Raw genomic sequence first — 12,033 nt, forward strand, 5'->3', positions numbered from 1 at the left:
CCAAAGTAACGATGAAAAAAACCGTGATAATAGAGTAGAAAGTACCAAATAAAAAATTCCGTATTTCTACGGAATCAGATTCTTTCCAGGGGATGAATATTGTTGATAATGGCATAAATTACAATTCCCACTGTATTTTTAGCGCCGATTTTCTCTACAATTCTCTGCCTGTGGCTTTCGACAGTTCTTGGACTGATATATAGTTTTTCTGCAATTTCATTATTGGTGCATTCCTGACAGATCAGCCTCACCACATCTTTTTCGCGGTCGGAAAGTTCGTCATCCATTTCAAAGAGCGTTCTTTTTTTGGTAGGACTGTTCATGTAAGAAAAAATCATCTGATGATCTTCCGGAGTGAAGAAAATTCCGTTTTTGTACACCATTGTAATGGCTTCGATAAAAGCATTCCTGTTAGAATTTTTCGGCAGAAATGCTGAAACGCCGAGTTTCACCATATATCCCAAAATGGTTGTTTTGTAATGGGAAGAAAGAATAATGATTTTAAGATGGGGATATTTTTCTTTTAAAATTTCAACCAGCTCAAACCCGTTCATGGGCTGCATCTGTACATCAACCAATGCAATATCGGGGAAATCTTCTTCGGAGGTTTTCTCTAAAGTTTCCAGAAAATCCGGGCCATTGGTAGAAGTAGATCCTACTGAAATATTGGGTTCTGAAGACAATAACATTTTTACGCCTTCGAGAATCAGCTGTTCATCATCAATTAACGCTATTTTGATCTGGGAGTTCATGGTATGGAATTTTTATAATTAACCGGCTGCCTTTACCTAAGGTATTTTTCCATTTGTGCGCCGCGTTCATAGATTTTATTCTGGATTCGATATTTTTGATACCCATCCCTTTTTTCACCTCATCATATTCAAAACTTTGTCCGTTATCCGAAATGATAACCGCAAGATTTGTTTTATTGTCTTTAATATAGATCCAGATTCTTGATGCTTCCGAATGTTTGAGAACATTGGTGGTAAATTCCTGAATAATCCTGTACAGCTGAACTTCTATAAAAATTTCTTTTTTCTGAAATTTCGGACTTACATTCAGTGAAATGTTTATTCTTCCTGCTAAATTGGCTATCAGTTCTTCAATATACAGAACCAGACCTACGGATTCCAGATTTACGGGATATAATGAATGAGAGATGCTTCTTGCAGAATCTATCAGAGAAGACATTTGAGTGGTGATATTTTTTTTAATCAGCTCATCTCCTTTGGTGTCTAAATTATTCAGCCATAAGGAAAGAATATTCAGACGGTTTCCGATATCGTCATGAATCATTACCGCAATTCTTTTTCGCTCAGATTCCTGCGCCTTTATGTTTTCCAGTGCCAGATTTTTCTGATGCCGTACTTCCGCTTCATGCTGTGCATTTTGTTCTTTAATAATTCTCTGGATAAAACTCCGGTACGCAAGCAGAATAAAAGTCATAATGATTACCAGAACAGCAATCAGTGCAACAAAAAAAGTGATATTTAAGGTTATTTCTTTAATCTTAAAAAGGTATATATGATTGATATATATAAAAAGCTGCAGAGAATATTATTGATACTCCAGATCATTCCCGCCTGTTTTACCCCAAAATCCGCAAGCTGGCGAAGAAGGAAAAATAAAAAAACCGACAATCCATAATACAGGAAAATAAGGCTGTCTACAGCCATGAAGCGGTCATTCACCTGAGTATTTTTAATTTCCATAAGCAGCGCATAACCGGCAAAGCAGATCACAATAATATTTGAAATCACCTTCTTTACTTCATTGGTTACCATTTCCGTATCCAGCAAAAAGAAGAGCGCCAATAATCCTACCGGAATATAACAATACCACGGCAATGCCAATTTTTTCACGAAAAGAATTCCTAAGATGAGAAATTCTCCTGCCACATAATAAGGAAACAGAAAATCAAGACCCTTTACATGAAAGAGACTTATAGAAACTCTTCCTGCCGCTTCTATCAAAAAAAGAAAAATGATATAATATACATACCATTTTTCTGTGTTTCTAAGAGTTTTGTACTTTAAAATCCCGATTAAAGCACAAATAACAAGTAAACTGTTATTAAGATAAAGTATTACCTGGTAAATATCCACAATATATTTTAGTTATAAATTACGTAAACTGGCAGATAGGCGGGCATGCGTTTGACCAATCGTATGTATTGGAGATTTTTTCAACGCTTACTCCATTTTCACTGCCTTCCAGACCTGTAGTATAAAAAGAAATGAAAATAAGCGTAGGCAAAACTCTCTGATACACCTGAGAAAATTTCAGTCCGAATGAGCAAACCATATGAGAAAGCCCGGCTTTCGGCGGATTAAGATTTTCTGCAGGTACATAAAACTGTCTGAAAATTCTTGCTCCCTGAAATTCTGTACATTCTCTGTAGAACCAAATCATCGCATCGTTTCTCCACGACTCAATTGCTTCGATTGCTTTATCCTGCTCCATCATCGGCTTATTGGCAATCGGCCAGAACATATCCGAACTGTTATCGACTGTTTTAAGATCTTTGGAAAGAACCGCATTTTTCACAAGCGTATATTCTTCCGTTTCTACCAGATTAAGATCTTCCTTCAGTTCGGCTAAAAAGCTGTAAGGATAGCCCTGTACTTCTTTTTTATGTCCTCCTTCATCCATCGGACAAAGAACAGCAACCATCTTATTCTCGTAAATACCGATCTGAGCACAAAACTCAGTACATTTATTTTCGGTCTTCATCCAGTTGATCTGTTCTGCATCAAAATCAAAAACATAATTGGTAGGAATCAGATCTTTAATGGCATTGTAATTTCCACGGCAGTTATCCCACGCTGCAAATGCTATCTCGCATTGTTCTCTGTTGAATGTATTCATATTTTCACGGTTTTTCTAAGGCATAAAATTATAGAAACTAAATTATCTATGCAAGTATCTCACGCATAATTGAAAATTAGTTAATAATTCTTCACCGTAATATGGTAACAACTTTGCTGTTTTTCCTTGATATAGTAGATTTTGCCGAGATCATAATAATATTTCAGAACTTTTTCCAAAGCAGCTTCCATTTTCGGATTATGCTTCAGAACACCATTAAAGCGAACGTAAGAGATATCAAACGAATTTCCGTAATTATGGGAACTGATTCCAAGTGCGGCATTGGAATTCACCCTTCTCAGTCTGCATTGGTCTTCCAGTGTTCTGGTGATAGAAGAAACCGTAAAAACATTTCCTTTGGTTTCTTTACTGAAACGGGCACCCATTTTTTCCAGTGTAAGTTTGCCTTTAGAAACCATGTAAGCCCTACTGTAATCCAGCTTTTCAACGCGATACCCAGTTCCTGATTTTTTTATTTTATGAAATTTTCCGTTGCTGATGTATTTCTGTACCGTTTTAGAATCCTTCAGAATTTTAACCCCAAAACTTTTAGAAGCATCAAGATGCGGTTTGTACAGCAGCGTAGGTTCTACTCTTAAAACTTCTGTAAGATCATAGCAAGGCAATGTTTTTTGAGCCGCCTGCGCGTAACAAGTACCATGAAGAACGTAAGCAAAAACCACACACAGAAACTTTTTCATGAAAGATGTTTTAAAATTTATAAACTAAAATAATCATTTATGAAATAAATATAAACTTCAATAAACATATATGTGAAAATAATTAACCGTTAATTTAATTTTAAATTACTAAATCAACAATAAAAAATAAATTTATACCATAACAATTTTAAAATTAATCTTTCTTATTTAACATATTAATTATAAATTTGAGATAATTTATTAAAATAAACAATATGATAAAAAAACTTTTTGCCGAATTTTTCGGTACGTTCTGGCTTGTTTTCGGAGGTTGCGGAAGTGCAATCTTCGCCTCACAGATTGCTGCTGCATCTAATGGACAATTAGGGATTCTTCTTCTGGGAGTATCTTTGGCTTTCGGGCTTACTGTTCTTACAATGGCTTATGCAGTAGGGCATATTTCCGGAGGACATTTCAATCCTGCTGTTTCCGTAGGACTTCTTGCAGGTGGAAGATTCTCTGCCAAAGATCTTGTTCCGTATGTTGTGGCACAATGTTTAGGAGCAATTGGAGCCGCAGGCGCTTTGTACGTTATCCTGAGCGGTTCCGGAACTCCGGATTTTTCGGGACCGGGAGCTTTTGCCACCAATTTCTACGGTGAAGCGGTATATTTTGGAAAAAGCTATTCCATGAGTGCTGCATTTTTAACAGAATTTTTACTGACGGCTTTTTTCCTGATCATTATTCTTGGCGCTACAGATAAGTTTGCCAACGGAAAATTTGCAGGTATTGCCATCGGTTTAGGATTAACGTTAATCCATTTAATTTCTATTCCGATTACGAATACTTCCGTGAATCCTGCAAGATCGCTTTCTCAGGCGATTTTCGTAGGCGGAAATGCCATGTCTCAGCTTTGGCTGTTTTGGGTTGCCCCGATTTTGGGAGGAATTACAGGAGGATTAATTTACAGATTCCTGCTGCAGCGAAACGGCGCGGAAGAATTAGATAGCTAAAACAAAATCCTGTCAGCCGACAGGATTTTTTTATGTTTGACATTTTGAAAGACTACTTTAACTTTTTGATATCAAAAGGATTTTTAAAAATAAGCTCTTCGTGTTTTCCTTTGATTTCCATTTTCTTATATAGTAAACTTAAAGCCATTTTCCGGATAAAAAGATCTTTATCATTCAGTTTCCAGTAAGAATCATCATGTACTTTTCTGGGTTTTCTTATGACATAGAATTCAGTTTCCCAAGAATCTACGTTATGGTAAAATTCTATAATTCCGCAATGTTCGGGAATGATTTCATGATCTACCATTCCCATCGGAAGCAGAAAACTGAACGCATTGCAGGCATAATCTCCACAGGAAATTTTATCGTGTTTTAAGAATTTTTCGCCTGTACTTGAATTGGTATAGGATTTTTTAAAATCGTTTTTGAAATCGCCCTTCGAAAGCTTGATTTCAATCTCATGACTGTATCCTTCTGAATCAACAATCAGAATATCGGCTTCCCAATCTGCCTGAAAATGATTGGTCAAAACAATTTCTTTCTCAAAATTGCATTGAGAATGAATAAATGCGTGAACCAATTCTTCTATTTTTAACACTTTTTGTTTTTTTGTTTTTAACGCGAAGATCGCAAAGATTTTAGTTATTATTTGCTCTGCATAGTTCGTTCACAAAGGCGTTTTCACTAAGCTAATGATAGCAGAAGTTTTAAATTTAAACAAAAATCCTGTTTTGATAAAACTCTTTGTTTTTAACGCGGAAGTCGCAAAGGTTTTAGTTACTATTGTCTTCCCTATTTCGTTCGCAAGGGCGTTTTCACTAAGCAAATGATAGCTGAAGTTTTAAATTTAAACAAAAATCCTGTTTTGATAAAACTCTTTGTTTTTAACGCGGAAGTCGCAAAGATTTTAGTTGAAATTTGTTCTGCATAGTTCGTTCGCAAGGGCGTTTTCACTAAGCAAATGATAGCTGAAGTTTAAACAACATCAATTAGCTAACAAGCAAACTGCATCCACGAATATCTGAATGATCGATTCTGCCTAAAACCTGAAATTTATTCCCGATAATTTTACCTAAATCCTGCGTGGCGATGAATGCGCAGGAATGTACATTTGCCAAGTCGATGATATTAATCGCTCCCGTTCTTCCCTCCTTTTCATAATTAAAAGGATCTTCTGCATTTCTGATCATGATGCGCATCCAGTTTGGACATTGATATTCGTTATTTCCTAAAGAATATGCCTGTGAAAGAAGCTCTGTCATCGAATATTCTGAATAAATTTTATCGGTTTTAAAACCTTCCTGTAAAATTTTCAACAGTTCGTCTTTGGTCATTTCCTCTTTTCTGCCTTTCATTCCTCCGGTTTCAATTACCATTAATGAGTCGGAGAATTGAAGCGTTTTTGAGTTGCTGTCGCAGAAATCTAAAAAATCCAGCAGTGCAAAAGAAACACCGAACAGAATAACTTTCTTACTTTGCAATTCATTTAAAAGGGTAAATAAATCTTCATGATTGTACAGGAAATATCCGTTTTCAGGTTTTCCGGATTTTTTCATCAGATAATCTACCATATAAATCAGCGAAGAGTTTTGTCTTTCGAGATAACTTGGCAAAAGTCCGAGGAAAATGAAGTCTTCCGGTTTTCCGATAAACTGTTCAAAGCTTTTATAGATGCTTTCTTCGTACAGTTGAGGATTGGCAATGAAATGTTTTGATAAATTCATCTGTGTGGTTCCGGAACTTTGAAAAAAAAGATCCGCAGTTACATTTTTATCCAAAACCTGATGGTTTTTAAACATTTCAATGGGCAGAAAAGGAATTTTTGTCAGTTCATCAACATGATCAGGTTTGATGTTAAGATAATCTACAAAACGTCTGTAAACTTCAATATTTTCATACTGATAACGGAAGGTTTCCAGTGATGCAGCCAAAAAATCCTGCTCTGTCTGTATGCCGAATATATTTTTCACTTCTAAAAATATTTTTATTCTCAACCTCATTTACAATCACTTACCATAAAAAAGATCATTTTTAATAACTTTTTAATCTGAAAACTAAAAAATTGGTCAGGTTATTGCAATGGGTAATGCGGAATATGGATTAAAAACATGAATGAATTTCGGTTCATTCGGAAATTACCTCAGTTTTTGGGGTAATTTTTTTTGTGCTTTCTTCAAACGTTTTCAGCTCAAAATCATGCTCAAAAACACCATAGGTAAAATAAGAAATCCAGTCTCCCAGATTGATGTATTTTGCTTTTCCTTCAAGATCCAGAATCATCGGAAGATGACGGTGTCCATAAATAAAATAATCGATTGGCTGAGTTTTAAGCTTTTCTTTTGAATAAATGATCAGAAATTCTTTATCCTCTCCCAGAAATTCTTTATCCTCATCTCCCGAAATCATTTTATTTTTCTGGGACATATACAATGCAATCTTCATCGCAATATCAGGATGCAGCCATTTGAAGAACCATTGCGCGACAGGATTGGTAAAGACTTTTTTCATTCTTTTATATCCTTTATCTCCCGGTCCTAATCCATCACCATGAGCCAGTAAAAACTGCTTTCCGCCCATCTCAAAATACTGCTTTTTATAGAAAACCGTGCATCCGATTTCTTCTTCAAGATAATCTTTCATCCAAAGGTCATGGTTTCCCACAAAGAAGTAAATGTGGATTCCACGGTCTTTCAGTTCGGCAATTTTTCCCAAAACCCGAACATATCCCTTTGGAATTACGTGCTTCCACTCGTGCCAGAAATCAAACAGATCTCCCATTAAAAAAAGAACCTGTGCATCATGTTTTATTTCGTCCATCCAACGGATAAACCGCTCTTCGCGCAGTTTACTTTGTTTTGGATTCGGCGCACCGAAATGCTGGTCTGAAGCGAAATATACTTTTTTTCCGGGTTCTAAATTAATGGTTGTTTTTAACACCGTTCTGAGTTTTTCTGAATAAAAAAATTACTGATTATCTTCCGCAAACCATTCTCCGTAAGAGTTTTCGGTTTCATGAAGTTTAAGATAAGCCAAAGAAATTCCTTCAGGAAGTTTCGATTTTATTTTTGCAGCAATAGCATACAGCATATTTTCGCAGGTCGGCTGAAATGTACAGTAGATCACTTTATGCCCTTTTTCCTCAAGATCTTCCCCAAGTTCTCTGTGTGGCGAAAGTCCGTTGATGAGAACGGCATGATCCCAAACATCTACAATTTCAGACTTTACGATACTTTTAATATCACCAAAATCCACCACCATCCCATTCTTAGGGTTTTCCAAATCATTAACAGGCTTTCCTTTCACCGTTACAAACAGCTTGTAGGAATGTCCGTGCATATTTTTACATTTCCCGTCGTAATTGTATAAAACGTGAGCGGTTTCGAATGTAAAAATTTTTGTAATACGTATCATAATGCAAAGATAAGCAATTTGGTTTGTTCTGTTAATGTTCTTTGAGTACAAGAAAATGATCTTCCTGAAAATAATATTGAAGAAGAACCGTTACTTCATCATGAAAACAATAACCTTTTTATTAATCTTTTTCAGCGTAATCTTTAATGCTCAAAAGAGACAGTTTTGGACCTACCCAGATCTGGAAAGCAAAATAGGAACCCATTTCCCGATTGAAAACTATAAAAATTCTGAAGGAAAAAATTTCAGTCCGGATGATTTAAAGGGGAAAATCTCTTTTATCAATTTTTGGTCAACTCACTGTGAACCCTGTCTTAAAGAGCTTCCCTATCTTAATAAACTGAAAGAACTGTCAGGAGAAAAAGTCAATTTTATAGCTATTACCTATGACAGCAAAGAAAAAGTTGATCAATTTTTAACCAAAAGACCTTTCGATTTTCAACACATTACGGATTCCGGACGGGAGCTGAAATCCTATTTTACAATCCTGAGAAATCCAATGACTTTTATTGTTGACAAAAACGGAAATATTCTGGAAATCACAGGAACCATCGAGGAAACAAAATTTGACATCCTGCAAACAATTTTAAAGGAATCATTTTAGCTTTTCCAGCCAGTCACTTTCCAGTCTTTTGATTTTCTGCGTTTCAACGTCTACCAAAACCCACAATGTGGTAGAATCCACCACCAACTGATCGTTACAGTAAAACTCCACTTTTCGAGGCTGACGAATTCCTTCAGGAGCTTTCGGATAGGTTTTTATGGTAATAATGTCGTTAAGATAGACCTGCTTTTTGTATTGAATATGATGATCCAGAAGCATCCAGATATCTTTCGGATATTCTGTTTTATGCTTTACAAAATCCCAGTGCGCTGCTGCAATTTCTTCCACCCAATGCACATACTGAACGTTATTTACATGATTATTTCCATCAATATGCTGCTCTGTAACCTGTATCTGTTTTTCAAAAATCAAACTCATCTCCTTCAAATATAAATTCAAAATTAGTACATAAAAATTAAAACCTTCCCAAAATCGAGAAGGTTCTAACAATTAAATTTAATTAAAAACGGAACTTTTTTAGTGAAATTGTGCGGTTTCGGTAGAATCTTTCATAGCAACCGTTGCGGAAGAGCCGTTGGTAACAATATTCTGTACCTCATCAAAATAGCCTGTTCCTACAAACGACTGATGTTTTACTGCTCTGAAACCTTTTTGCTGCAACGCAAACTCACGCTCCTGCAATTCAGAATATCCTGCCATTCCCTTTTCTTTATAAGCTAAAGCCAGCTCGAACATCGCAGTATTTAATGCGTGGAAACCTGCCAAAGTAATAAATTGGAATTTGTACCCTAATTTTGCCAGTTCTTCACGGAAATTCTGCATTTCTTCCACAGAAAGTCTTGCTGCCCAGTTGAAGGATGGAGAACAGTTGTACGCCAACATTTTATCCGGAAATTTCGCATGAATACCTTCTGCAAATCTTCTTGCCTGTTCAAGATCCGGATTAGAGGTTTCCATCCAAATAAGATCAGCGTATGGTGCATAAGATAAACCTCTGTCGATTCCCTGCTCCACTCCGTTCTTTACGACGTAGAAACCTTCGGAAGTTCTTTCGCCTGTTACAAATTTTTTATCTCTGTCATCAATATCAGAAGTCAACAAATCTGCTGCATCTGCATCTGTTCTTGCAATAATTAAACTTGGAACTCCCAAAACATCTGCTGCCAAACGGGCAGAAATTAATTTATTGATGGCTTCCTGTGTAGGAACCAAAACTTTTCCGCCCAAATGACCGCACTTTTTAGCAGAAGAAAGCTGGTCTTCAAAATGCACTGCCGCAGCTCCGGCTTCAATCATCTGTTTCATCAGTTCATAGGCATTTAAATTTCCGCCAAAACCTGCTTCTGCATCGGCAATAATTGGAACAAGATATTCCTTTTCGCCGCCTCCGTTCACAGACTGTATCTGATCTGCTCTCAATAAAGCATTGTTAATTTTCTTTACTACGGAAGGAACTGAATTGGCAGGGTATAATGACTGATCGGGATACATTTCTCCTGATAAATTGGCATCTGCTGCAACCTGCCATCCGGAAAGATAAATTGCCTGCAAGCCTGCATCCACTTCCTGAACCGCCTGATTTCCGGTTAACGCACCAAGCCCTGCAACGAAATCCTGAGTGTTGAGTAAATTCCAGAATTTTTTAGACATTTCCGTTGCAATGGTATAATCCAGTTTGTAAGAACCGCGAAGTTTTAAAACATCTTCCGCTGTGTAAGGACGTTTAACTCCGTTCCAGCGTGGGTTTTCCAGCCAGTCTTTTTCGATCTCCTGAATTTGTTCTTGTTTTGTTTTCATACTATTTTTTTGTTTAGTTAATTGTTACTTGTTGATGGATGTTAGATAATTGATCGTTGCAATCACATTAAACGCTCAAACCCTAAAACTCTCCCACTCTTATTACTCTTCCACTTAAATAAAAGGATACGCTTTCAGAGTTAAAAATTCATCAAATTTCTCACTGAATATCAGCTCATTAAAAAGTTCTTTAGCAAGATTGAATTTCCCTTTACGGAAACGTTCTTCACCCACATACTTTTCAATTCTTTCCAGTTCTTCAAATTCCCACTGAAGGATCATTTCTCTGGTTAAAGTGCGGTCGTCATTTAAAACCGCATCATTTTTCAGCCATTGCCAGATCTGGGTTCTGGAGATTTCTGCGGTTGCCGCATCTTCCATTAAATTATAAATGGCTGCTGCTCCCGTTCCCATTAACCAGGATTCTATGTAAAGGATTCCGACGTTGATGTTCTTTCGGATCCCTTTTTCGGTGATTTCACCTTTCGGAACTTCAAGCAGGTCTTTTTCGGTGATATGGTATTCAAATTTTTTATCGATCTGATTTTTGGCAGGCATATATTTATCAAAAACATCTTTTGCCACAGAAACTAAAGCAGGATGCGCTACCCAGGTTCCGTCGTGTCCGTTTTTTACTTCACGTTCTTTATCGCTTCTTACTTTTCCGAAAGCGATGCTGTTCGCTTCATAATCGTTTTTAACCGGAATCTGTGCCTCCATTCCTCCAATCGCGTGAACATTTCTTTTGTGACAGATTTCAATGACGCGTTTTGAATAGGCACTCATAAATGGAGAAGCCATGGTTACCTGATCTCTGTCGGGAACAATAAATCGGGGAAGGTTTCTGAATTTTTTAATGAAAGAAAAAATATAATCCCATCTTCCACAGTTGAGTCCGGAGCTGTGATCTTTTAATTCAAATAAAATTTCATCAATCTGAAAAGAAGCCGTAATTGTTTCTATTAAAACTGTAGCTTTAATGGTTCCCTGCGGAATTTCTAAGTAATTCTGAGCAAAAACAAACACTTCGTTCCACCATCTTGCTTCCTGATAATGTTCTAATTTCGGGAGATAAAAATACGGACCGCTGACGTTTTCCAGTAATTGTTTAGCATTTCTGAAAAAATAAATTCCGAAATCGATTAATGACGCCGAAGCCTGCTCCTCATTAATCTCAATATGTTTTTCATTTAAATGCAAACCTCGCGGACGAACCAATAAAACAGCCGTTTTTTCATTTAGCTGATAAGATTTTCCCTGCGCAGTCGTAAAATCAATTCTTCGATTTACAGCATCAGACAGATTCAGCTGACCTTCTATGCAGTTTTTCCATGTCGGAGAATTGCTGTCCTCAAAATCCGCCATAAAAGTGGAAGCTCCGGAATTTAAAGCGTTAATAATCATTTTCCGGTCTACCGGTCCTGTAATTTCCACTCTCCTATCCAGTAAATCTTCCGGAAGCGGAGCGCAGATCCAGTTTCCGTTTCTTATTTCTTCTGTCTCATCTAAAAATTTCGGAAGAATTCCCTCATCAAATTCTTTTTGCCTGATTTTTCTGTCTTCTAAAAGTTTTATTCTTTTCGGATTAAAATTCTGATGAAGTTCAACCAAAAAATCGATTAAATCTGTAGTGAAAACTTCCTGAAAGTTTTGTTCACCGCTGATTCTCAATTGAATTTTAGTTTCCATATCGTTTTAAATTTGTAATTCAACATTGCAAACATAAACAAAAATTTTC

Annotated in this window: 14 protein-coding genes; 2 read left to right on the forward strand and 12 right to left on the reverse strand. The window is 36.5% G+C overall.

Features of this window, described 5'->3' with window-relative positions; translation table 11 throughout:
- Positions 1-74: 74 nt before the first annotated feature.
- The 5 genes from KKI44_RS09240 to KKI44_RS09260 all read right to left on the reverse strand — a co-directional run bounded on the left by KKI44_RS09240 (position 75) and on the right by KKI44_RS09260 (position 3,569).
- Positions 75-752: a response regulator gene (locus tag KKI44_RS09240; protein WP_214590737.1), complete on the reverse strand. Its 678-nt coding sequence runs from the start codon at positions 750-752 to the stop codon at positions 75-77.
- The gene (locus KKI44_RS09245) at positions 721-1,446 is read right to left on the reverse strand and encodes a sensor histidine kinase (RefSeq protein WP_214590738.1); all 726 of its coding nucleotides are present in this window, start codon (positions 1,444-1,446) and stop codon (positions 721-723) included. Before KKI44_RS09245 ends, KKI44_RS09240 begins: the two co-directional genes overlap by 32 nt.
- 50 nt (positions 1,447-1,496) lie before the next feature.
- Positions 1,497-2,105 carry a hypothetical protein gene (locus KKI44_RS09250; protein WP_214590739.1) on the reverse strand — a complete coding sequence of 203 codons (609 nt, stop codon included), beginning with the start codon at positions 2,103-2,105 and terminating at the stop codon, positions 1,497-1,499.
- 19 nt (positions 2,106-2,124) lie between these two features.
- Positions 2,125-2,868, reverse strand: a complete 744-nt coding sequence (locus tag KKI44_RS09255; RefSeq protein ID WP_214590740.1) for a hypothetical protein — start codon at positions 2,866-2,868, stop codon at positions 2,125-2,127.
- Between the two features lie 80 nt (positions 2,869-2,948).
- A complete protein-coding gene (locus KKI44_RS09260) occupies positions 2,949-3,569 on the reverse strand; it encodes a DUF5715 family protein (RefSeq protein WP_214590741.1) in 621 nt (206 codons plus the stop codon).
- A 218-nt stretch (positions 3,570-3,787) separates the two neighbouring features.
- On the opposite strand from KKI44_RS09260, the gene aqpZ reads away from it, so the two are divergent.
- On the forward strand, positions 3,788-4,522 hold the full coding sequence (gene aqpZ / locus KKI44_RS09265) for an aquaporin Z (RefSeq protein ID WP_214591129.1): 735 nt from the start codon (positions 3,788-3,790) through the stop codon (positions 4,520-4,522).
- Between the two features lie 52 nt (positions 4,523-4,574).
- Here aqpZ and KKI44_RS09270 read toward each other — a convergent pair whose 3' ends face one another.
- The 4 genes from KKI44_RS09270 to KKI44_RS09285 form a co-directional block, all read right to left on the reverse strand.
- On the reverse strand, positions 4,575-5,120 hold the full coding sequence (locus KKI44_RS09270; RefSeq protein WP_214590742.1) for a hypothetical protein: 546 nt from the start codon (positions 5,118-5,120) through the stop codon (positions 4,575-4,577).
- A 391-nt stretch (positions 5,121-5,511) separates the two neighbouring features.
- On the reverse strand, positions 5,512-6,492 hold the full coding sequence (locus tag KKI44_RS09275; protein ID WP_214590743.1) for an acyl transferase: 981 nt from the start codon (positions 6,490-6,492) through the stop codon (positions 5,512-5,514).
- 154 nt (positions 6,493-6,646) lie between these two features.
- Positions 6,647-7,459 carry a UDP-2,3-diacylglucosamine diphosphatase gene (locus tag KKI44_RS09280; protein WP_214590744.1) on the reverse strand — a complete coding sequence of 271 codons (813 nt, stop codon included), beginning with the start codon at positions 7,457-7,459 and terminating at the stop codon, positions 6,647-6,649.
- Between the two features lie 27 nt (positions 7,460-7,486).
- The gene (locus tag KKI44_RS09285; RefSeq protein WP_087706037.1) at positions 7,487-7,933 is read right to left on the reverse strand and encodes a 6-pyruvoyl trahydropterin synthase family protein; all 447 of its coding nucleotides are present in this window, start codon (positions 7,931-7,933) and stop codon (positions 7,487-7,489) included.
- A 100-nt stretch (positions 7,934-8,033) separates the two neighbouring features.
- Between KKI44_RS09285 and KKI44_RS09290 the strand changes: the two genes are divergently transcribed.
- A complete protein-coding gene (locus KKI44_RS09290) occupies positions 8,034-8,537 on the forward strand; it encodes a TlpA family protein disulfide reductase (RefSeq protein ID WP_214590745.1) in 504 nt (167 codons plus the stop codon).
- Here KKI44_RS09290 and KKI44_RS09295 read toward each other — a convergent pair.
- The 3 genes from KKI44_RS09295 to aceB form a co-directional block, all read right to left on the reverse strand.
- The gene (locus tag KKI44_RS09295; RefSeq protein WP_214590746.1) at positions 8,529-8,915 is read right to left on the reverse strand and encodes an acyl-CoA thioesterase; all 387 of its coding nucleotides are present in this window, start codon (positions 8,913-8,915) and stop codon (positions 8,529-8,531) included. The two genes, KKI44_RS09290 and KKI44_RS09295, sit on opposite strands and share 9 nt — an antisense overlap.
- 99 nt (positions 8,916-9,014) lie before the next feature.
- Entirely contained in the window at positions 9,015-10,295 is a 1,281-nt protein-coding gene (gene aceA, locus KKI44_RS09300) for an isocitrate lyase (protein ID WP_214590747.1), read from the reverse strand.
- Positions 10,296-10,409: 114 nt separating this feature from the next.
- Positions 10,410-11,984, reverse strand: coding sequence for a malate synthase A (gene aceB, locus KKI44_RS09305; protein WP_214590748.1), 1,575 nt, complete (start codon positions 11,982-11,984; stop codon positions 10,410-10,412).
- Positions 11,985-12,033 lie beyond the last annotated feature (49 nt).

It is taken from the genome of Chryseobacterium sp. ZHDP1, from assembly GCF_018603435.1.
Classification (GTDB): Bacteria; Bacteroidota; Bacteroidia; order Flavobacteriales; family Weeksellaceae; genus Chryseobacterium; species Chryseobacterium indicum.

Excerpts from the sequence above, each read along its gene's own strand:
- KKI44_RS09240 (WP_214590737.1), bottom strand. The coding sequence starts at position 752 with ATGAACTCCCAGATCAAAATAGCGTTAATTGATGATGAACAGCTGATT.
- KKI44_RS09245 (WP_214590738.1), bottom strand. The coding sequence starts at position 1,446 with ATGACTTTTATTCTGCTTGCGTACCGGAGTTTTATCCAGAGAATTATT.
- KKI44_RS09255 (WP_214590740.1), bottom strand. The coding sequence starts at position 2,868 with ATGAATACATTCAACAGAGAACAATGCGAGATAGCATTTGCAGCGTGG.
- KKI44_RS09260 (WP_214590741.1), bottom strand. The coding sequence starts at position 3,569 with ATGAAAAAGTTTCTGTGTGTGGTTTTTGCTTACGTTCTTCATGGTACT.
- KKI44_RS09285 (WP_087706037.1), bottom strand. The coding sequence starts at position 7,933 with ATGATACGTATTACAAAAATTTTTACATTCGAAACCGCTCACGTTTTA.
- KKI44_RS09290 (WP_214590745.1), top strand. The coding sequence starts at position 8,034 with ATGAAAACAATAACCTTTTTATTAATCTTTTTCAGCGTAATCTTTAAT.
- KKI44_RS09295 (WP_214590746.1), bottom strand. The coding sequence starts at position 8,915 with ATGAGTTTGATTTTTGAAAAACAGATACAGGTTACAGAGCAGCATATT.
- aceA (WP_214590747.1), bottom strand. The coding sequence starts at position 10,295 with ATGAAAACAAAACAAGAACAAATTCAGGAGATCGAAAAAGACTGGCTG.
- aceB (WP_214590748.1), bottom strand. The coding sequence starts at position 11,984 with ATGGAAACTAAAATTCAATTGAGAATCAGCGGTGAACAAAACTTTCAG.